The sequence below is a fragment of the Rubrivivax benzoatilyticus JA2 = ATCC BAA-35 genome, from assembly GCF_000190375.1.
Lineage (GTDB): Bacteria > Pseudomonadota > Gammaproteobacteria > Burkholderiales > Burkholderiaceae_C > Rubrivivax > Rubrivivax benzoatilyticus.
The window spans coordinates 1-21,148 of record NZ_AEWG01000032.1; the positions used below are offsets into that span (position 1 = coordinate 1).

15 protein-coding genes, 1 tRNA gene and 1 pseudogene are annotated in these 21,148 nt (G+C 70.8%); 9 read left to right on the top strand and 8 right to left on the bottom strand.

Annotated features, from left to right (window positions below; all coding sequences use genetic code 11):
* A pseudogene (locus RBXJA2T_RS03270) lies at nt 1-211 on the bottom strand (dipeptide epimerase); the annotation flags it as partial.
* Nucleotides 204-1,226, bottom strand: coding sequence for an N-acetyltransferase DgcN (gene dgcN / locus RBXJA2T_RS03275; protein ID WP_009855892.1), 1,023 nt, complete (start codon nt 1,224-1,226; stop codon nt 204-206). The gene dgcN and the pseudogene RBXJA2T_RS03270, both read right to left, overlap by 8 nt.
* A 204-nt stretch (nt 1,227-1,430) precedes the next feature.
* Here dgcN and RBXJA2T_RS03280 point away from each other — a divergent pair, with 204 nt between their 5' ends.
* Nucleotides 1,431-4,202 (top strand): TonB-dependent receptor, encoded by a 2,772-nt coding sequence (locus RBXJA2T_RS03280; protein ID WP_009855893.1) that lies wholly within the window; start codon nt 1,431-1,433, stop codon nt 4,200-4,202.
* 144 nt (nt 4,203-4,346) lie between these two features.
* Here RBXJA2T_RS03280 and RBXJA2T_RS03285 read toward each other — a convergent pair.
* The 3 genes from RBXJA2T_RS03285 to RBXJA2T_RS03295 form a co-directional block, all read right to left on the bottom strand.
* Nucleotides 4,347-4,423 (bottom strand) — tRNA-Val (locus RBXJA2T_RS03285).
* Between the two features lie 88 nt (nt 4,424-4,511).
* Nucleotides 4,512-6,746, bottom strand: coding sequence for a RelA/SpoT family protein (locus RBXJA2T_RS03290; protein ID WP_009855894.1), 2,235 nt, complete (start codon nt 6,744-6,746; stop codon nt 4,512-4,514).
* Nucleotides 6,746-7,606, bottom strand: a complete 861-nt coding sequence (locus tag RBXJA2T_RS03295; RefSeq protein ID WP_009855895.1) for an alpha/beta fold hydrolase — start codon at nt 7,604-7,606, stop codon at nt 6,746-6,748. Before RBXJA2T_RS03295 ends, RBXJA2T_RS03290 begins: the two co-directional genes overlap by 1 nt.
* A 78-nt stretch (nt 7,607-7,684) precedes the next feature.
* On the opposite strand from RBXJA2T_RS03295, the gene RBXJA2T_RS03300 reads away from it, so the two are divergent.
* Nucleotides 7,685-8,458 carry a 3-hydroxybutyrate dehydrogenase gene (locus RBXJA2T_RS03300; protein ID WP_009855896.1) on the top strand — a complete coding sequence of 258 codons (774 nt, stop codon included), beginning with the start codon at nt 7,685-7,687 and terminating at the stop codon, nt 8,456-8,458.
* Nucleotides 8,459-8,482: 24 nt separating this feature from the next.
* Here the strand turns inward: RBXJA2T_RS03300 and RBXJA2T_RS03305 are convergent, their stop codons facing one another.
* Nucleotides 8,483-9,184, bottom strand: coding sequence for an SIMPL domain-containing protein (locus tag RBXJA2T_RS03305; RefSeq protein ID WP_009855897.1), 702 nt, complete (start codon nt 9,182-9,184; stop codon nt 8,483-8,485).
* 175 nt (nt 9,185-9,359) lie between these two features.
* Here RBXJA2T_RS03305 and ompR point away from each other — a divergent pair, with 175 nt between their 5' ends.
* Complete coding sequence (gene ompR, locus RBXJA2T_RS03310) at nt 9,360-10,094, top strand: osmolarity response regulator transcription factor OmpR (RefSeq protein WP_009855898.1); 735 nt, start codon at nt 9,360-9,362, stop codon at nt 10,092-10,094.
* A 90-nt stretch (nt 10,095-10,184) separates the two neighbouring features.
* Nucleotides 10,185-11,513 carry a sensor histidine kinase family protein gene (locus RBXJA2T_RS03315; protein ID WP_009855899.1) on the top strand — a complete coding sequence of 443 codons (1,329 nt, stop codon included), beginning with the start codon at nt 10,185-10,187 and terminating at the stop codon, nt 11,511-11,513.
* Between the two features lie 13 nt (nt 11,514-11,526).
* Here the strand turns inward: RBXJA2T_RS03315 and ispF are convergent, their stop codons facing one another.
* Nucleotides 11,527-12,018 carry a 2-C-methyl-D-erythritol 2,4-cyclodiphosphate synthase gene (gene ispF, locus RBXJA2T_RS03320; protein WP_009855900.1) on the bottom strand — a complete coding sequence of 164 codons (492 nt, stop codon included), beginning with the start codon at nt 12,016-12,018 and terminating at the stop codon, nt 11,527-11,529.
* The gene (gene ispD / locus RBXJA2T_RS03325) at nt 12,015-12,704 is read right to left on the bottom strand and encodes a 2-C-methyl-D-erythritol 4-phosphate cytidylyltransferase (protein WP_009855901.1); all 690 of its coding nucleotides are present in this window, start codon (nt 12,702-12,704) and stop codon (nt 12,015-12,017) included. Before ispD ends, ispF begins: the two co-directional genes overlap by 4 nt.
* A gap of 26 nt (nt 12,705-12,730) precedes the next feature.
* Between ispD and mfd the strand changes: the two genes are divergently transcribed.
* The 5 genes from mfd to RBXJA2T_RS03350 all read left to right on the top strand — a co-directional run.
* Nucleotides 12,731-16,168 carry a transcription-repair coupling factor gene (mfd, locus tag RBXJA2T_RS03330; RefSeq protein ID WP_009855902.1) on the top strand — a complete coding sequence of 1,146 codons (3,438 nt, stop codon included), beginning with the start codon at nt 12,731-12,733 and terminating at the stop codon, nt 16,166-16,168.
* Between the two features lie 15 nt (nt 16,169-16,183).
* On the top strand, nt 16,184-16,897 hold the full coding sequence (gene serB / locus RBXJA2T_RS03335; RefSeq protein ID WP_009855903.1) for a phosphoserine phosphatase SerB: 714 nt from the start codon (nt 16,184-16,186) through the stop codon (nt 16,895-16,897).
* Between the two features lie 292 nt (nt 16,898-17,189).
* Nucleotides 17,190-19,124 carry a methyl-accepting chemotaxis protein gene (locus tag RBXJA2T_RS03340; protein WP_009855904.1) on the top strand — a complete coding sequence of 645 codons (1,935 nt, stop codon included), beginning with the start codon at nt 17,190-17,192 and terminating at the stop codon, nt 19,122-19,124.
* A 34-nt stretch (nt 19,125-19,158) separates the two neighbouring features.
* The gene (locus tag RBXJA2T_RS03345) at nt 19,159-20,730 is read left to right on the top strand and encodes a chemotaxis protein CheW (protein WP_009855905.1); all 1,572 of its coding nucleotides are present in this window, start codon (nt 19,159-19,161) and stop codon (nt 20,728-20,730) included.
* Between the two features lie 25 nt (nt 20,731-20,755).
* The coding region (locus RBXJA2T_RS03350) for a response regulator (RefSeq protein ID WP_009855906.1) at nt 20,756-21,148 on the top strand (393 nt) is incomplete at its 3' end.

A 21,148-nucleotide genomic window follows, 5' to 3' on the forward strand; every position in this document is an offset into this window, starting at 1 on the left:
GCCAGCCGGCCTGCGCGCGCACGCTTTCGGCAACGCCGTCGACCGTCTCGCCATAACGCGCATACGGCACGCACTCGCCGCGGCCGGTGATGCCGCCCTGCGTGACGCTGGCAACGACGACGACGGCCTCGGTCTTGGTGCCGCGCGAGATCGTGAAGCCACCGGCGATCGGCCAGCGTTCGACGGCGACGTCGAGCCGGGCCTCAGACACGGCCGCTCTCCGGGAACTCGGCGAGCAGCCGGTCGACGAGCCCGTCGACACCGTAACGCACCGGGTCGGTGGCCGGCAGGCCGTGTTCGCTCGCCAGCGCGGCGAGCAGTTCGCGCGCGGCGGCGTCGTCCAGCGCCCGGGTGTTGATCGCGATGCCGACCGGGCGGATCGCCGGGTTGGTCAGCCGGCCGCAGCGCACGGTGAGCTCGATGACCTCGGCGATCGTCGGCAGCGCGTGTTTCACGCCGCGCATCGTGCGCCGCGTCGGCTCGTGGCAGACGACGAAGGCGTCGGGCTGGGCGCCGTGCAGCAGGCCCAGCGAGACGCCGGCGAACGACGGGTGGAACAGCGAGCCCTGCCCTTCGATCAGGTCCCAGTGGCCGGGCGCGGCAGCCGGCGCCAGCCACTCGACGGCGCCGGAGATGAAGTCGGCGACGACGGCGTCGATGGCCACGCCGTGGCCGGAGATGAAGACGCCGGTCTGGCCGGTGGCGCGGAAGTCGGCGTCCAGGCCACGCGCGCGCATCGCACGTTCCAGCGCCAGCGCGGTGTACTTCTTGCCCGACGAGCAGTCGGTGCCGACGGTCAGCAGGCGCAGCCCGGGGCGCTTGGTGCCCTTGCCGGTGGCGAAGGTCTGGTCGTTGTGGCGCACGTCGAAGAGCTGCACGCCGTTGTGCGCCGCGGCCTCGCGGATCTCGGGGATCTGCGCCAGGCGCACGTGCAGCCCGCTGGCGACGTCGAGCCCGGCCTCGATGGCCTGGACGATCGTCGCCACCCAGTGCGCCGGCAGCACGCCGCCGGCGTTGGCGACGCCGACGATCAGCGTCTTCGCGCCGGCGGCCACGCCTTCGGCGATCGTCATCTCGGGCAGGCCGAGATCGGCCTGGCAGCCGGGCAAACGGGTCTGGCCCAGGCACCACTCGCGACGCCAGTCGACGATGCCGTGGGCGGTCTTGGCGGCGAGCTGGTCATGCACGTCGCCGAGGAACATCAGGTACGGATGCGGAATGTCCATCGGAGCTCCAGTGGGTCGGGCACGGCGCGGCGCCGGTGCGGCCGGCCCATTGTGGCGGCGCCGCCGCAGCCCGGATTGAGGCAGACCGGATGGAAGTTGCGCCGCGCTGTCATCCGTCGGGCCGTGTTTCCCGTTTGTGAATTCGCACCACAAAATCTGGGGTTTTGGACCCGAGGGTCCGCCCGCCAGCCACGAGGAACATCGATGAGCCGCGACCCGATGCGCCGCATCACCCCCATCGCCGCCGCCTGTGCGGCCCTGCTGGCGCTCGGCGCCGCGCCACGGGCCGCGACGGCCCAGGACTCGGCCACGGCGGCCTCGCGGCCGGTCGAACGCATCGAGGTCACCGGCTCGCGCATCAAGCGCACCGAGGACGAAGGCGCGCTGCCGGTGCAGGTGATCTCGCGCGAGGAGATCGTCAAGTCCGGCGTGACCACCGCCGCCGAGGTGCTGCGCAACCTCAGCGGCAACAGCGGCGGCCTGAGCGACGGCGGCAGCATCAACACCGGCGGCTACGACCAGAAGGGCTTCAACTCGGCCAACCTGCGCGGCATCGGCACGTCGTCGACGCTGGTGCTGCTCAACGGCCGGCGCATGGCCAACTTCGCGTCGCCGGGTGACGACGCCGGCGTCGACCTCAACAGCATCCCGGCCGCGGCGATCGAGCGTGTCGAGGTGCTGCTCGACGGCGCCTCGGCGATCTACGGCACCGACGCGATCTCCGGCGTCATCAACTTCGTCACCCGCAAGGACTACACCGGTGCGGAGGTCAACGTCTACGTCGGCGACACCCAGGAAGGCGGCGCCGGCAAGCGCACCGCGTCGGTGACGGCCGGCTACGGCACGCTGGCCGAGAACGGCTTCAACGTCTTCGGCGTCTTCGACGTGCAGCGCACCGACGCGCTGAGCACCTCGCAGCGCGGCTTCATCCAGGACCTGAAGATCGCCGAGCGGCTGCCGCATCTGCTGTCGGGCTACACGTCCCCGGCCAACCTCGACCTGAGCGACGAGCAGTTCGAGTACCTGCGCGACCAGGGCCTGCTGGTCGGCGGCGAACTGATCAACAGCCACCGCATCAACTTCTCGGCCCCGGGGTGCAACCCGCCAGCCAACCTGCATCTGCCCGGCGGCGTCGGCGGGGCTCAGGGCTGCACCTACGACTACATGCGCGACACCGAGCTGTACCCGAAGTCCGAGAAGCTGAGCTTCCTGGGCCGCGCGGTCACCGAACTCGGCGGCGGCCACGACCTGTTCGCCGAAGTCGCGCTGGCGCGCGCGAAGACCTGGTACGTCGGCTCGTCGCCGCGCCTGAACAAGTACTACATCGACTACAGCCAGGTCCCGGAACTCGCCGGCTTCACCGGGCTCGAGGCCATCGACCCGGACATCCGCCTGCGCCTGCGCCTGACCGACGCCGGCCGCCGCGCCAGCGAGCTGACCAGCACCAGCCAGCGTTACGTCGTCGGCATGAGCGGCAGCGTCGGCGACTGGGACTACGAGTGGGGCCTGAACCACAGCGTCAGCGAAGTCGCCGACCGCGACACCCACGGCTACCTGCTCTACGACAAGCTGATCGACGGCCTGGACAGCGGCCTCATCAACCCCTTTGCGCCCAACACCGCCGAGGCGCTGGCCTACATCGACAGCATCCAGATCAACGACGTCGTGCGGCGCGCGCGCGGCACGATGGACTCGCTGGACTTCAACGCCAGCCGCACGCTGGGCCGCCTGCCCGGCGGCGCGGCGAGCCTGGCGCTGGGCGGCGAGATCCGGCGCGAGAAGACGAGCTTCAACCCGTCGGCGCTGCTGATGAGCGACAACATCAACAACGACGACGCACCCGAAGGCGGCACGGCGACGAGCGACCAGCGCCGCGTCGCGGCCGTCTACGGCGAGCTGGCGCTGCCGGTGACGAAGAAGCTGGAGCTACAGCTCGCCGCGCGCTTCGACCATTACGAAGGCGTCGGCAACACCGCCAACCCCAAGGTCGGGCTGCGCTACCTCGCCTCGCCGGACCTGCTGCTGCGCGGCTCGTTCGGCACGGGCTTCCGCGCACCGTCGATGACCGACCTGCACCGTCCGACCCAGTACAGCAGCACCTCGACGCTGCCCGACCCGGTGGTCTGCGCGACGGCAGAGAACGGCTACGCCGAGTGCGCCGACAGCTGGGAGACGCGCCGCTACAGCAACCCCGACCTGAAGCCCGAGCGTTCGCGCCAGTTCTCGCTCGGCACGGTGTTCACGCCGCATCCGCTGTGGAGCGTGAGCCTGGACTACTGGAACATCCAGAAGCGCGACGTGATCAGCGAGATCGGCGACGACGTGATCCTCGGCAACCTCGACAAGTTCGAGCACCTCGTGCACCGCTACAACGAGGACGAGGGCCTGGCCGACTGCGACTACGACCCGGACGACCCCGAGATCTGCTACATCGAGCTGCGCAAGGAGAACCGCGGCCGGCAGAAGGCCTCGGGGCTGGACGTCGTCGTCGAGATGAAGGGGCTGAAGACCGCCGTCGGCGTGTTCGGCGCCCGGCTGTCGGGCACCTGGATGCTCGAATCCAAGCAGCAGCCGAGCCCCGAGCTGGGCTACATCAGCAACCTCGGGCGTTTCGTCACCGACAGCGTCGTGCAGCGCTGGCGCCACCGGCTGAGCCTCGACTGGGAGCGCGGCGCGTGGAGCGCCAGCGTCGGCAACACCTACTACTCGAGCTACGACGACCAGAACTCGGCGATCGACACCGAGAACGGCAGCGTCGTCGCCAAGAACCGGGTCAAGGCCTACTCGCTGTGGGACCTGTCGGGGGCCTTCGAGTTCTCGAAGGCGTTCACGCTGCGCGCCGGCGTGCAGAACGTGTTCGACACGCCGCCGCCGTTCTCGAACCAGGCCTACTACTTCATTTCGGGCTACGACCCGAGCTACACCGACCCGCGCGGGCGTTTCTTCTACGTCTCGGCGCGTTACCAGTTCCGCTGAACCCGGCCGCAGCACGCTGACGACGGGCCGGCCATGCCGGCCCGTTTCACGAGTGGACGGCCGGCTCGCATCGAACCGACAGCCGTTTCAGGCCGCCAAAAGCGAAAGAGCCCGGTAGATCACCGATCTACCGGGCTGTCCGTTTGGTAGGCGCGATTGGACTCGAACCAACGACCCCCACCATGTCAAGGTGGTGCTCTAACCAGCTGAGCTACGCGCCTGAAGAGCCTATGACTATATACGAGATCCGCGTTTTTTGCAAATACCTGAGTGCTTTACCGGACCAAATTCAGGCCGCCTTGCCGGCGTTCAGCGACGCCGCGCGTGGCGCACGCCGGCGATGCCGACCAGATGCTTGAGCACCTGCGCGAGCCTTGCGGTGTCGGCGACCTCGATGGTGAAGGTCATCCACGCGGTGCCGCCACGCGCGTCCTTGACGCTTTGCGTGTGCACGCCGATGACGTTCATCTTCTCCTTGGCGAAGACCTCGGAGATGTCGCGCAGCAGGCCCTGGCGGTCGCTGGCCTCGATGATGACGTCCAGCGGGTAGACGCCGTCGCGTTCGCGCCCCCACTCGACCTCGATGACACGCCCCGGGTCCTTCTGCGCCATGTGGCGGAAGTTGCTGCAGTCGCGGCGGTGGATGGCCACGCCCTTGGCGCGCGTGACGAAGCCGCCGATGGTGTCGGGCGGCGCCGGCCGGCAGCAGCGCGCCAGCGTCGTCAGCAGCGAGTCGACACCGACGACCAGCACCCCGCCCTTGCCCTTGCCGCCCTCGTGGCGCGGGCGGCGCAGCGCGATGCCCTCGTCCTCCTCGGCCACCGCCGGCGCGGCCGGACGCAGGATCTGCTCGATGTTGCGCAGCGAGAACTCGTCCTTGCCGACGACCTCGAACAGCGCGTCGGCGGTCTTGAAGCCCAACTGCTCGGCCAGCGTCTCGAGCTTGACCGCGGTCTTGCCCTCGCGCTGCAGCAGCTTCTCGACGAGCTCGCGGCCGCGCGCGATCGTCAGCCCCTGCGCCTGGGCGTTGAACCAGGCGCGCACCTTGGCCTTGGCGCGCGGGCTCTTCAGGTAGCCCAGCTCGGGGTTGAGCCAGTCCATCGACGGCCCACCTTCCTTGGCGGCGACGATCTCGATCGTCTGCCCCGAGACCAGCGCCGTGTTCAACGGCACCATGGCGCCGTCGACCCGCGCGCCGCGGCAGCGGTGGCCCAGGTCGGTGTGCAGCGCGTAGGCGAAGTCCACCGGCGTGCCGCCGACCGGCAGGTCGATGACGTTGACCTGTGGCGTGAAGACGTAGATGCGGTCGTCGAACACCGCCGAGGCGGTGGCGTCCTGCGTCGTCGCGAAGTCGCGCTCCCAGGCCAGCAGCTCGCGCAGAACGGCCTTGCGCGCCTCGGCTAGGCGCTCGTTGAAGTCGCCCGCGGCGCTGACGCCGGCGTAGCCGCGCACGCCGGCCTCCTTGTACATCCAGTGCGCGGCGACGCCGTGTTCGGCGTGCTCGTGCATCGCGCGGGTGCGGATCTGCACTTCCAGCGCGCGGCCGTCGTCGTCGAGCACGACGGTGTGCAGCGACTGGTAGCCATTGGGCTTGGGCCGCGCGATGTAGTCGTCGTACTCGCCGTCGACGGCGCGGAAACACTCGTGCACACGCGACAGCGCGGCGTAGCAGCCGGCGACGTCGTCGACGATGACCCGCAGCGCGCTCAGGTCGAAGACACGCTCGATCGGCAGCCCCTTGCCGCGCATCTTCTTCCAGATGCTGTGCAGGTGCTTGGGACGGCCGTGGACCTCGGCGCGGATGCCGGCCTCGGCCAGGCGCTCGCGCATGCGGCGGCGCGCGCCTTCGATGCGCTGCTCGCGTTCGACTCGCTTCTCGTCGAGCAGGCGCGCGATGCGCTTGTACTCCTCGGGCTGCAGGAAGCGGAACGCCAGATCCTCCAGCTCCCACTTGATCTGCCAGATGCCCAGGCGGTTGGCCAGCGGCGCGAAGATCTGCTGCGTCTCCTCGGCCAGCTCCTGCGGGCACGGCACCCGCTCGGCGGCATACCAGCGCAGCGTCTGCAGCCGCGAGGCCAGGCGCAGCAGCACGACACGCAGGTCGTGCGAGAAGGCCAGCAGCATCTTGCGCACCTGCTCGGCCTGCTGCTGGCGCTGGGCCTCCAGCACCGAGGCGGCACGCGTCGCACGCTGGATCTGCACCAGCCGCCGGGTGTGTGTCACCAGGCTGGCATAGGACTGGCCGAAGGCCTTGGCGACCATCTCCTCGGGATGCTGGAGGTAGTCGCCGGCGTAGACCAGATAGGCGGCGGCACGCATCGACGGCGCTGCGCCGATGGCCTGCAGGATCGCGGCGACACCGTCGGCGTGCAGCAGCGCGGGCTCGCCGGTGTCGAGCAGGTGGCCGGCCAGCAGTGGCTCGGCGAAGGCGCGGGCGCGTTCGAGCGCGGCGGTGCCGTCTTCGGCGGCACCGGTTTCACGCGCCGCCAGTTCGACGATCGCGGCCGCGTCGACGGCCGCTTCGGAAGGTTCGGCGGTTCTCATCAGGACAAGAGGAAATCGCGGACGACGGCGCGCTGCTCCGGCTGGACCAGCATCGGCGCGTGGCCGACACCGGCGAACTCGTGCAGCCGCGCCCGCGGCCCGCGGCGCGTCATCGCCTCGGCGGTGGCGCGCGACAACAGATCGGATTCGGCGCCGCGCAGCAGCAGCGTCGGGCAGCGCAGGCGGTCCCAGGCGGCCCACAGCGCGGCTTCGCCGGCGGCGGCGATCTCGGGCGTCATCGCCCGGAACGGCACGGCGATCGCCGGGTCGTAATGCGGGATCCAGCCGTCGCCGTCAGCGACGAGCTGCGGCCGGGTCAACGCCAGCCATTGTTCAGGCGTGTGCGGGCCGAAACCCAGCGACACCTGGCGGATCGCCTCGGCGGCGTCCTCGACACTCGCCCAGCGCACCGGTTGGCCGAGGTAACCCCTGATGCGCTCCAGCGCCGCCGGCTCGATTGCCGGGCCGACGTCGTTGAGCACCAGCCGGCGCACCGGCGAGCCCGCCAGGCTGGCCACGCCCAGGCCGATCAGCCCGCCCATCGAGGTGCCGACCCAGTCGACCGTGTCGACGTCCAGCCGCGCCAGCAGCGTGACGACGTCGGCGACGTACTGCGGCACCGTGTAGCCGGCCGCGTCGGCGAGGCGGTCGCTGCGGCCGCGGCCGACGATGTCGGGGCAGACCACACGCAGCTGCGGCGCCAGATCCTGCGCCAGCGTGTCGAAGTCGCGCCCCTGGCGCGACAGCCCGTGCACGCAGACCACCGCATGGCGCGCCTGCGGGTCGCCCCACTCCCAGTACGCCATGCGGTGCAGGCCCCGCGCGTCGAGGCAGGGCACGTGGTTCAGGCGGGGGGTCATGGGGGGCGACGAGGATGGAAGGCGCGGGAGACGGTCCCGATAATCGTCCGATCGTAGCAACCGGCAAGGGGACGGCACATGCTCCAGGGAAAGACGGCGCTGGTCACGGGCTCGACGAGCGGCATCGGCCTTGGCATCGCGGTGGCGCTGGCGCAGCAGGGCGCGAAGCTGATGCTCAACGGCTTCGGCGACGTCGACGCCGCGCTGCAGGCGGTGCGTGCCGCCGGTTCCGGCGAGGTCGCCCACCACGGCGCCGACATGCGCCGGCCCGACGAGATCGAGGACCTGGTGCACCAGTGCGAACGCCAGTTCGGCGGCCCCGACATCGTCGTCAACAACGCCGGCATCCAGCACGTCGCGCTGGTCGAGGATTTCCCGGCCGAACGCTGGGACGCGATCATCGCGATCAATCTCAGCTCGGCCTTCCACACGATGCGTGTCGCGCTGCCCGGCATGAAACACCGCGGCTGGGGGCGCGTCATCAACGTCGCCTCGGTGCACGGGCTCGTGGCCTCGGCCGGCAAGAGCGCCTACGTCGCCGCCAAACACGGCATCGTCGGCCTGACGCGCGCCGCGGCGCTGGAATGCGCACGCAGCGGCGTCACCGTCAACGCGATCTGCCCCGGCTGGGTGCTGACGCCGCTGGTGCAAAAGCAGATCGACGCCCGCGCCGCCGCCCACGGACTGTCCAACGACGAGGCCGAGCGCCAGTTGCTGGCCGAGAAGGAGCCGTCGCTGCGCTTCACGACGCCCGAGCAGCTGGCGGCGCTGGCGCTGTTCCTGTGCTCGCCGGCCGGCGACAACGTGCTCGGCGCGGCCTGGAACATGGACGGCGGCTGGACGGCGCAGTAGGCGCCGCCCGCCGGACCCCGTCGGCTACTTGGCCGACATCTGCACGCTGCCCGAGACGCTGACCGTGACGCTGGCCTTGCCGGCTTCGACCGGCAGCGCCTCGTCGGCCATCGCGGCACGCGCCTTCATCGCCATCGGGAACACGCCCGACGGCGGTTCGCTCGCCGACACCGAGACCTCGCGGATGCCCCAGCCGCCGAAGCCGAACTGGCGGCTGATCGTGTCGGCCTTGGCGCGGAACCGCGTGATCGCCTCGGCCGACAGCTCGGCCTCGGCCTTCTCGCGCGCCTCGCGCGACAGCGAGTAGCCCACGCGCGAGATCATCATCGTCTGCACCCGGCCGGTGAGCTGGGCGATGCCGGCGACGTCGCGGCCTTCGGCCACCAGCTCGGCGCTGCCCTGCCAGCCGTTGGCCACGCCCTTGTTCGAATAACGCGGGTACAGCGAGAAGCCGCCGGTGTGCAGCTCGATCTGGCCCGGCTTGGCCACCTTGCGGGCCTCGGCCAGCGCGGCGTCCAGCGCCTGCTTCAGCTGCGACTGCACGGTCTGCGCGTCAGGGCCTTCGCGCGAGGTCGAGAACGTCACCGACAGCATGTCGCGCGGCACCTCGGCGGTGGCACTGGCCGACAGGCCGACGACGTTCTGCGGCGGCGGCAAGGTCTGCGCCTGGGCCGCGGCAACCGCGGCGAAAGCGGCCAGCACGAAGGCCTTTCGGACGAAGGGCATGTCAACGTTTCCTTTCAGAGGCAAGGGTTGCACACGTGTTCTCCTGGGCAAAACGCAGCGGAGGGCACGATGGCACCGCGGACACGCCGCAAGACTTGTAACAACAGGTCAGCAAACGCCGGGACGCCCGGAAATCGGCCCGCACAATGCCGCTGTTACAAGTTTGGAGTCGGTGATGAACACCCCCGCCAATACCCGTCCCGACCGCATCGTGGTCGTCGACGATGATGCCCGCATCCGCGACCTGCTGCGTCGCTACCTGTCGCAGGAAGGTTTCGAGGTCCTGCTGGCCGAGGACGCCAAGGCGCTGAACCGCGTGCTGACGCGCGACACGGTCGACCTGATCGTGCTCGACCTGATGCTGCCGGGCGAGGACGGCCTGTCGATCTGCCGCCGCCTGCGTGCGGCCAACGACATCACGCCGATCATCATGCTCACCGCCAAGGTCGAGGACGTCGACCGCATCGTCGGCCTGGAAGTCGGCGCCGACGACTACCTGCCCAAGCCCTTCAACCCGCGCGAGCTGCTGGCGCGCATCCACGCGGTGCTGCGCCGCCGCCCGGCCCCGGAAGCGCCGGGTGCGCCGTCGAAGGAGCCGCAGGTCGTCAACTTCGGGCCGTTCGAGTTCGACCTGTCGCTGCGCCGCCTGTCCAAGAACGGCGAGCAGATCGCGCTGACCACAGGCGAGTTCTCGATGCTGAAGGCGCTGGTGCGCCACCCGCGCCAGCCGCTGTCGCGCGACAAGCTGGCGCAGCTGGCGCGCGGCCGCGAGTTCGAGCCCTTCGACCGCAGCCTGGACGTGCAGATCTCGCGCCTGCGCAAGATGCTCGAGCCCGACCCGGCGCAGCCGCGCTACATCCAGACCGTCTGGGGCGTCGGCTACGTCTTCGTGCCGGACGGCGCAAGCTGACGCGCCGGCGCGACAGGCGCGCGCGCCGCGACGGCGCCGCACGCATCACGCCGCCCCCCGGCCGCATCCTGAACGGCATCATCGCGGCCGATGGCACGTAAGACGATCGCCCTGAGCCTCTTCTGGCGCACCTTCTGCCTGCTGGCCCTGCTGCTGGCCGGCGGGGTCTTCGCCTGGGTGCAGACGCTGCGCGCGCTCGAGTTCGAGCCGCGTGCGGTCGAGTCCGCGCAGCAGATCGCCGGTCTCGTGAACCTGTCGCGTGCGGCGCTGCAGCAGGCCGACGGCATCAACCGCGTCGCGCTGGTGAAGTCGCTCGGGCAGCAGGGCGCGGTGCGCGTCACGCCGCGCGAGCCGGGCGACCGCTGGGAAGGTTTCGAGGTCGACCGCTTCACGCGCCGCGTCGCACGCGAGCTGCGCGCGACGCTCGGCGAGGATGCGATCGTCGCGCGCAGCGTCAACGCCACCTCGGGCATGTGGGTCGGGTTCTCGATCGACGGCGACGCCTACTGGCTGCAGATCGACGACAACCACACCAGCCCGCTGACCCGCAGCACCTGGTTCGTCTGGATCGGCATCGCGCTGCTGGCGACGCTGCTCGGCTCGGTGGCAATCGCGCGGCTGATCAACCGGCCGCTGAAGCAGCTGTCGTTCGCCGCCAGCCGCATCCGCGAAGGCGACCTCGACTCGCGCCTGGACGAGAACACGCTGACCAGCGAGATCCGCGAGGTCAACCGCGGCTTCAACCGCATGGCACGCGAGCTCGCGCGCGTCGAGGAAGACCGCGCGGTGATGCTCGCCGGCATCAGCCACGACCTGCGCACGCCGCTGGCGCGGCTGCGGCTGGAAACGGAGATGAGCGTCTCCGACGACGAAGCCAAGCGCAACATGGCGCTGGACATCGACCAGCTCGACGCGATCATCGACAAGTTCATGGACTACGCGCGCCCGGGCGACACCGAGATGCGCCCGGTGCACGTCTCGCAGCTGATCGACCGCGAGGCCGCGGGCTTCCGCGACCCGGCGCAGATCCGCATCCACTCGCGCGTGGCGATCGACCTGAAGGTGCTGGCCGACGAGACCGAGCTCGGCCGCGTCTTCTCCAACCTGTTCGAGAACGCGCGGCGCTACGGCCGCGGCACCGACACCGGCGTCGCCGAGGTCACGATCTCCTACGCGCGCACCGGGCCGTGGGTCGTGCTGACGGTGCGCGACAACGGCCCCGGCGTGCCGCCCGAGAAGCTGTCGCAGCTGACGACGCCGTTCTTCCGCGGCGACGCCGCACGCACCGCCGCCACCGGCGCCGGCCTGGGGCTGGCGATCGTCGACAAGGCGATGCAGCGCATGGGCGGCAGCCTGGAACTGGCCAATGCGCCGGACGGCGGGCTGATGGCCCACATCCGGCTGCGGCGGGCGCCGTAGCGCCCTGGCCGGGTCAGCCGGCCCGGTACAGCAGACAGGCCGCGCGCGTCTCGATCGAACGCCCTTCGCCGACCGGGCCGAGCTTCTCGGCCGTCTTGGCCTTGACGTTGACGCGCTCGACGCCGACGGCCAGCAGCTCGGCGATGCGCGTGCGCATCGCGGCGATGTGCGGCGCCATCTTCGGCGCCTGGGCGACGATGGTCGAGTCGACGTTGACGATCTCCCAGCCGGCAGCGCGCACGCGGCGCGCGCACTCGGCCAGCAGCACGCCCGAGTCGGCGCCCTTGAACTCGGCCGCGGTGTCGGGGAAGTGGCGGCCGATGTCGCCCAGCGCCGCGGCGCCGAACAGCGCGTCGGTGATGGCGTGCAGCAGCGCGTCGGCGTCGCTGTGGCCGAGCAGGCCGTGGCTGTGCGGGATGGTGATGCCGCCCAAGATCAGCGGGCGGCCGGCGACGAGCTGGTGGGTGTCCCAGCCCTCGCCGATGCGGAGGTCCAGAGGGTTCATCGGGTCTGCAGCAGGCGCGCGGCGAGCGCGAAATCGGCCGGCCAGGTCACCTTGAGGTTTTCGAGATCGCCGGCCACGAGGCGCGGCGCCAGGCCCAGCGCCTCGACGGCGCTGGACTCGTCGGTGACCTGGTCACCGGCTTCGGCCAGCGCCCGCGCCAGCAGCCCGATGCGGAACATCTGCGGCGTCTGCGCGGCCCACTTGCCGGCACGCGGCACGGTGTCGGCGACACGCCCGGCCTCCTCGGCCTTCAGCGTGTCGGCCAGCGGCAGCGCCAGCAGCCCGCCGACCGGATCGGCCAGGCAGGCGTCGATGAGGCGGTCGACCCATTCGGGCCGCAGCAGGCAGCGGGCGGCGTCGTGCACCAGCACCCAGTCGTCGTCGCGTGCGCCCAGTTCACGCAGCACCGGCAGGCCGTTGGCGACGCTCTCGGCGCGCGTGGCGCCGCCGCGGCGCGCGATCCAGCCCTGCCAGCCGGGCACGGCGGCCTCGAACTGGGTGTCCTCGGGCGACAGCACGACCAGCGTGCCCGCCAGCCGCGGCACCGCGGCCAGCGCCGCCAGCGTGTGCGCGACCACCGGCCGGCCGGCCAGCGGCGCATATTGTTTGGGGCCGCCGGCGCCGGCCCGCAGGCCGACACCGGCGCACGGGACCAGGGCAAAACAGCGGGTCGGCGGCACAGTCATGCGGCGATTCTAGAATCGCGCCTCCCATGCAGATCCCGAACATCGCCCCGGGCAAGCGCTACACGCTGCCGCGCCCGGTCGGTTCGGCCGACGCGCTGCTGCTCGCCCGGCTGGGCGCGGCACGCCAGGCCGAGCAGCGCCTGCTGGCCGTCGTCACGGCCGACCCCGCCGACACCACCCGTCTCGCCGAAGAGCTGAAGTTCTTCGAGCCCGGCCTGCGTGTCGCCGTCTTCCCCGACTGGGAGACGCTGCCCTACGACACCTTCAGTCCGCACCAGGACCTGATCTCCGAGCGCCTGGCGACGCTGTGGCGCGTGCAGCAGGGGGAGGTCGACGTCGTGCTGATGCCGGCCACCACCGCGCTGGTGCGGCTGGCGCCGCCGTCCTTCATGGCCGGCTATACCTTCCACTTCAAGCAGAAGGCGCGGCTGGACGAGGCCAAGCTGAAGTCGCAGCTGACGCTGGCCGGCTACCAGCACGTCAGCCAGGTCGTGTCGCCCGGCGAGTACGCCGTGCGCGGCGGCCTGATCGACCTGTACCCGATGGGCTCGCCGGTGCCCTACCGCGTCGACCTGTTCGGCGACGAGGTCGACTCGATCCGCACTTTCGACCCCGACAGCCAGAGGAGCCTCTACCCGGTGCCCGAGGTCCGGCTGTTGCCCGGGCGCGAGTTCCCGATGGACGAGGCCGCACGCACCGCCTTCCGCGCCCGCTGGCGCGAGAAGCTGGACGGCGACCCGACACGCTCGCGCATCTACAAGGACATCGCGCAAGGCATCGCCACCGGCGGCATCGAGTACTACCTGCCGCTGTTCTTCGACGAGATCGCGAGCATCTTCGACTACCTCGGCGAGACCGCGGCGGTGGCGCTGCACGGCGAGGTCGACCAGGCGCTGGAGCGTTTCTGGACCGACACGCGCGAACGCCACCGTTTCCTGCAGCACGACCCCGAGCGGCCGCTGCTGCCGCCCGAAGCGATCTTCCTGCGCCCCGACGAGTTCTTCGCCCGCACCCAGCCGCACGCCACGCTGGCGCTGCGCGGCCAGGAGCCTGTCGACTGGGCGCGGCCGCTGCCCGACCTGGCTGTCGACCGTGGCGCCCAGGAGCCGCTGGCCGGGCTGGAACGCCATCTCAAGACGACCCCGCACCGCGTGCTGCTGGCCGCCGAGAGCGAAGGCCGACGCGAGAGCCTGCTGGAACTGCTGCGCGACCACCGCATCGCCCTGCCCTCGGTCGCCGACCTGGCCGAGTTCCTGGCCGGCGAGGAGCGTTTCGCGATCGTCGCCGCGCCGCTGGCCCAGGGCTTCCACTGGCACGAGCCCGAGGCCGGCGTGTCGGTGCAGTTCGTCACCGAGACCGAGCTCTTCGCCACCGCGCCGCAGGCCCGCCGCCGGCGCAAGCAGGAGCAGACGAGCAACGTCGACGCGCTGATCAAGGACCTGTCGGAACTGAAGCTCGGCGACCCCGTGGTGCACATGAACCACGGCATCGGGCGCTACCGCGGCCTGGTCAACATCGACACCGGCGAAGGCCCCAGCGAGTTCCTGCACCTGGAATACGCCGACAAGGCGACGCTGTACGTGCCGGTGGCGCAGCTGCACCTGATCAGCCGCTACACCGGCGTCAGCGCCGACGAGGCGCCGCTGCACAAGCTGGGCTCGGGCCAGTGGGACAAGGCGCGCCGCAAGGCCGCCGAGCAGGTGCGCGACACCGCCGCCGAGCTGCTGAACCTCTACGCCCGCCGCGCCGCGCGCGAGGGCTACGCCCACCGCTACAGCCCGGCCGACTACGAGGCCTTCGCCGCCAGCTTCGGTTTCGAGGAGACGCCCGACCAGCGCGCGGCGATCCACGCCGTCATCCAGGACCTCGTCAGCCCGCGGCCGATGGACCGCCTGGTCTGCGGCGACGTCGGCTTCGGCAAGACCGAGGTCGCGCTGCGTGCGGCCTTCGTCTCGGTGATCGGCGGCAAGCAGGTGGCGCTCTTGGCGCCGACGACGCTGCTGGCCGAGCAGCACTACCAGACGCTCGTCGACCGCTTCGGCAAGTGGCCGGTGAAGATCGCCGAGCTGTCGCGCTTCCGCTCGGCCAAGGAAGTGAAGGCGGCGCTCGAAGGCCTGGCCGACGGCACGGTGGACATCGTCGTCGGCACGCACAAGCTGCTCAGCCAGGACGTCAGGTACAAGCGCCTGGGCCTGTTGATCATCGACGAGGAGCACCGCTTCGGCGTGCGCCACAAGGAGGCGATCAAGGCGATGCGCGCCGAGGTCGACGTGCTGACGCTGACCGCGACGCCGATCCCGCGCACGCTGGGCATGGCGCTCGAAGGCCTGCGCGACCTGTCGGTCATCGCCACCGCGCCGCAGCGCCGGCTGGCGATCAAGACCTTCGTGCGCAGCGAGAACAACTCGACGATCCGCGAGGCCGTGCTGCGCGAGTTGAAGCGCGGCGGCCAGGTCTACTTCCTGCACAACGACGTCGAGTCGATCCAGGCCCGGCGCCAGAAGCTCGAAGAGCTGCTGCCCGAGGCGCGCATCGGCGTCGCCCACGGCCAGATGCCCGAGCGCGAGCTGGAACACGTGATGCGCGACTTCGTCGCCCAGCGCCACAACATCCTGCTGTGCTCGACGATCATCGAGACCGGCATCGACGTGCCGACGGCCAACACCATCGTCATCAGCCGCGCCGACAAGTTCGGCCTGGCGCAGCTGCACCAGCTGCGCGGGCGTGTCGGCCGCAGCCACCACCAGGCCTACGCCTACCTGCTGGTGCCCGACGTCGAGGCGCTGACCAAGCAGGCGGCGCAGCGGCTGGAGGCGATCCAGCAGATGGAGGAGCTGGGCAGCGGCTTCTACCTCGCGATGCACGACCTGGAGATCCGCGGCGCCGGCGAGGTGCTGGGCGAGAACCAGAGCGGCAACATGATGGAAGTCGGCTTCCAGCTCTACAACGACATGCTGTCGGAGGCCGTGCGCTCGCTGAAGGCCGGCAAGGAGCCCGACCTGCTGTCGCCGCTGTCGGCGACCACCGAGATCAACCTGCACGCCCCGGCGCTGCTGCCCGACGCCTACTGCGGCGACGTGCAGACCCGGCTCAACCTCTACAAGCGCCTGGCCACGGCCGAGAAGGCCGAGCAGATCGACACCTTGCTCGAGGAGATCACCGACCGCTTCGGCAAGCTGCCGGCGCAGGGCCAGACGCTGTTCGACACCCACCGCCTGCGTGTGCTGGCGCGGCCCTACGGCGTGCAGAAGATCGACGCCGGGCCGAAGGTGATGAACATCGTCTTCCGCCCCAACCCGCCGATCGAGCCGCTGCGCATCATCGAGCTGGTGCAGAAGAACCGCGCGATCAAGCTCGCCGGCAACGACAAGCTGCGCATCGACCGCGAGATCGCCGGCGCCCAGGACCGCGCCCAGTACGTGCGCGACGTGCTGCGTGCGCTCGGCCAGCCGCGCCCCGCCTGAGAACCCGAGATCCCCATGGACGCCATCGAACACGCCCCCGGCCTGCACATCCGCGGCTTCCAGCCGCCGCTGCGCCTCTGCGACTACCGGCTGGTGGCCTTCGACATGGACTCGACGCTGATCAACATCGAGTGCGTCGACGAGATCGCCCGCGCCGCCGGGCGCTACGACGAGGTCGCGGCGATCACCGAGGCGGCGATGCGCGGCGAGATCGCCGACTACAAGGAAAGCCTGCGCCGGCGCATGGCGCTGCTGGCCGGCGTGCCCGAGACGGCGCTGCACCAGGTCGCCGAGCAGCGGCTGCAGCTCAACCCCGGCGTCGAGGCCTTCGTCGCCGCCTGCCAGGCCGCGGGGCTGAAGACGATGCTGGTCTCCGGCGGCTTCACGTTCTTCAGCGAACGTGTGCGCCAGCGCCTGAAGCTGGACTTCGCGCGTGCCAACACGCTGGGCATCGCGCACGGCAAGCTCACCGGCACGCTGCTGCAGCGGCCCTGGGGCGACATCGTCGACGGCGCCGAGAAGCGCCGCGTGCTGCTCGAGGTGGCCGAGCTGATGGGCATCGAGCCCTCGCAGGTGATCGCCGTCGGCGACGGCGCCAACGACCTGCCGATGATGGCCGCCGCCGGCCTGTCGATCGCCTACCACCCGAAGCCCGCCGTCGCCGCCGAGGCGATGATCGCCATCACCTCCGGCGGCCTGGACCGCGCGCTGGACGTGCTGCGGGGGTGATCGGACGGCTCGCACCGGCAAGGTGCTCGCCGCCCACATCACACCCATAATTTTCTCAATTTGAGTGCATTAGTGAACGACTCAGCGGCTTGAGTCAGGCTTTGACACGGCCAGGGAATATCATTTCTAACAGTTGATGCCGATATAGGCAGGCACTGTTGATATCCCTGATGCCACGAAGCCGGCGGTTCCCGCAGACATCGCGACGTCAACCGATCACCTCCCCCACGGGAGGAATGCCCGAACGGGCCAACCCGACGAGCCGAAGCGCCGTCGCCCGGAGAGACCGACCATGTCCCTGGTGGTGAAGAACCGTGAAGCCGCTGCCATCGCGCGCAGCACCCCTGCCCCCGTCGCGGCCAAGGGCCTGACGCGCAACATGACGCGCGAAGCCGAGGCCAACCGCAAGCGTGCCCGCACGCTGGCCAAGCAGCAGCAGGCTTCCGAGCGCGTCGCCAGCGCCACCACCCAGCTGTCGGCCGGCATCAACGAGGCCGCCTCGGCGGCCGAGGAACTCAAGCGCGCCGCCGACCAGATCGCCGCCGGCGCCGAGGAGGCCTCCGGCGCGGCGCAGGAATCGCTGGCCGCGGTGACGCAGGTCGCCGGCGCGATCACGCGCCAGCTCGGCGCCGCCGACGCGGCCAAGACCAAGGCCGAAGGCATGCAGCAGCGCGCCGGCCAGATCGCGCTGGAGGTGCAGGCCACGATCACCAACGTCGGCATCGCCGCCAAGCGCCAGGGCGAGAGCGTCAGGATGGTGGCCGAGCTCGAGCGCCAGGCGGCGAGCATCGGCGACATCGTCAAGGCCGTGGCGCGCATCGCCGACCAGACCAACCTGCTGGCGCTCAACGCCGCGATCGAGGCGGCGCGCGCCGGCCAGCACGGCAAGGGCTTCGCCGTCGTCGCCGACGAGGTGCGCACGCTGGCCGAGACCAGCGAGAAGAGCGCCAAGCAGATCCAGGACCTCGTCGCCCAGATCCAGGGCGAGGTGAAGACCATCGCCGGCGGCATCAACGACGCCGCCGACACCATCCAGGGCGAAGCCGCCAAGGGCGAGATCATCCTGCGGCAGATCGACCAGATCCGCCAGGACGCGGCGCAGATCGTCGCCGGGGCCACCGAGATCGCCGGCGCCGCGGCGCAGGCCAACATCGCCTCGCAGGAGGCGATGAAGGGCAGCGAGCAGATCGCCGCCGCCGCCGCCGAGCAGAGCTCGGCCAGCGAGGAAGCGGCCAAGACGGTCGAGGAACAGAGCGCCGCGCTGGCCGAGTGCGAGCAGACCGCGCAGGCCCTGTCCGACCTTGCCGACGACCTGAAGAACAGCACCGACATCGCCAAGAGCGCCGAGGAAGTGGCCTCGTCGGCCGAGGAGCTGTCCAGCGCCGTGCAGGAGATCAACCGCTCGGCGGCGCAGATCATGACCGCGCTCGACCAGATCCGCCGCGGCGCGCAGCAGCAGGCCGCTGCCGCCGCGCAGTCGGCCGCCGCCGTCAACCAGATCGAAATGGGCGCGCAGCTGGCCGAGCAGCGCGCCAGCGTCGGGCGCGACCGCGCGACCGCGATCCGCAGCCTGATGGGCGAGAACAAGTCGCACATCGACAGCCTGGTGTCGGCCATCTCCACCGGCGTCGAATCCACGCGCGGCAGCGCGCTGCAGATCAAGGAGCTGGAGCTCGTCAGCCGGCGCATCGACAAGATCGTCGACGCGATCACCCAGGTCAGCATCCAGACCAACATGCTGGCCGTCAACGGCAGCATCGAAGCCGCGCGTGCCGGCGAGTACGGCAAGGGCTTCGTCGTCGTCGCCACCGACATCCGCAACCTGGCGCACGACTCGGCCGAGAACGCCGACCGCATCAAGGACCTGGTCAAGGGCATCCAGGACCAGATCGGCCTGGTCGGCCGCGACCTCGGCGAGATCATGAGCTCGGCGCAGGCCGAGGTCGAGAAGGCGCGTTCGGTGACCGGCAACCTGCTGGCGATGGAGGGCGAGATCGCCGTCGTCGAGCAGGGCAACATCGACGCGCTGGCGACGTCGCAGGAGATCGCGGCGGCGCTGGCACAGATCAAGGTCGGTGTCGACCAGGTCTCGGCGGCGGCGGCGCAGGCCGAGAAGGCCTCCGAGCAGGCCGCGGCCGCGGCCAAGCAGCAGGCCCAGGGCGCCGAGGAGCTGAGCGCCGCGATCGAGGAGATCGCCTCGCTGGCCGACGAACTGCAGAGCAACTGAGCGCACACCCCCAACCCCGAGAGGAGGTGTGCCCGTGAGCACGACCCCGACCCAAGAAGACGGCGCGGGCGGCGCGGCGCAGGACAACCAGTTCGTCACCTTCGCGGTGGCCGACGAGATGTTCGCGGTGCCGATGGCCCCGGTGCAGGAAATCATCCGCGTGCCCGAGGTCGCCCGGCTGCCGCTGGCGCCGGCGGCGCTGGACGGCCTGGCCAACCTGCGCGGCCGCGTGCTGCCGATCCTGAACCTGAGGCGCATGTTCGGCACCCGCGAACGCGAGAGCGACGACGCGACCCGCGCGCTCGTCATCCAGCTCGGCACGCCGCTGGGTTTCGTCGTCGATCGTGTCGCCAGCGTGATCAGCGTCGACCCCGGCGCGGTCGAGCCGGTGCGCGCCATCCAGAGCGTGGTCCAGACCGACTACCTGACCGGCGTCATCAACCGCCCGGCCGCCGACGGCGGGCGCGAGCTGCTGCTGGTGCTGGACTTCCAGCGCATGGTCGACGAGCAGTTCGGCCCGTCGGCCGCGCGCGGCTCGACCAACGGCACGGAAGCCAGCGCCGACGTGGCCGAGGCCCCCGACGGCGGCGCTGTCACCGACGAGCTGCGGCTGGTCAGCTTCACCGTCTGCGGCCAGGAATACGCGATCGACATCGCCGACGTGCAGGAGATCGTGCAGGTGCCGGCCGGCATCACCGCGGTGCCCAACACGCCGCACCACGTGCTGGGCCTGATCTCGCTGCGCCAGCGGCTGCTGCCGCTGGTCAGCCTGCGCAGCCTGTTCGGCCTGGCGGCGCAGGAACTCGACGAGCACCACCGCATCGTCGTCGTCGCCCTGCCCGGCGGCGGCCAGGTCGGCCTCGTGACCGACACGGTGAAGGAGGTGCTGTCGGTGCCGCGCACCCAGGCCGACGCGATGCCCGGCGTGCTGGCGCGCGACAGCGCGCTGCAGGAGTTCGAGCGCATCTGCCGCCTCGACGACGGCAAGCGGCTGGTGTCGATCATCGCCACCGACCGGCTGCTCGGGCTGCAGGCCATCCAGGACGCCGCGGACTTCGCCCGCGGCGAGCACAGCGAACGCGAGACGACGATGGACGAGACCACCAGCCGCAGCGACGACGACGTGCAGGTCGTCATCTTCCGCCTCGGCGCCGAGGAGTTCGGCGTGCCGATCATGAGCGTGCAGGAGATCGTGCGCGTGCCCGAGGCGCTGACGCGCGTGCCCAAGACACCGGCCTTCGTCGAGGGCGTCATCAACCTGCGCGGCACGGTGCTGCCGGTCATCGACCAGCGCACGCGCCTGGGCATGGCGACGCTGGAGCGCAACGACCGCCAGCGCATCATGGTCTACACGCTGGGCGCCCAGCGCACCGGCTTCATCGTCGACAGCGTTGCCGAGGTGCTGCGCATCGGCCGCCAGGCGATCGCGCCGGCGCCCCGGCTCAGCGACGAGCAGGGCCGGCTGATCACGCAGGTCGCGCGGCTCGACGGCGACAAGCGCCTGGTGATGCTGATCGACCCCGAGCAGCTGCTGGGCCGCGCCGAGTCGGCCGCCGTCGGCCGCATGCTCGACAGCGACCCCGCTCCGCTGCCGAAGGCGGCCTGAGCATGGCGATGCGCGGAGCGCGAACATGAGCCGGGTGCTGGTCGTCGACGACTCGGCGCTGATGCGCCGGCTGCTGACCGGCGTGCTGTCCGAAGCCGGCCACGAGGTCCAGACGGCGCCCAACGGCGCCGAGGGCCTGCAGCGCCTGCTCGACTGGCAGCCCGACGTCGTCACGCTGGACATCAACATGCCCGAGATGGACGGGCTGACCTCGCTGTCGCTGATGATGCAGGCGCGGCCGACGCCGGTGGTCATGGTGTCCTCGCTGACCGAGAAGGGCGCGCAGGCGACCTTCGAGGCGCTGGCACTGGGCGCGCTGGACTTCATCACCAAGCCCGGCGGCACGATCTCGCTGAGCCTGGAGGACATCCGCGTGCAGCTGCTGGACAAGGTGCGCACGGCGGCACGTTCGCGGCTG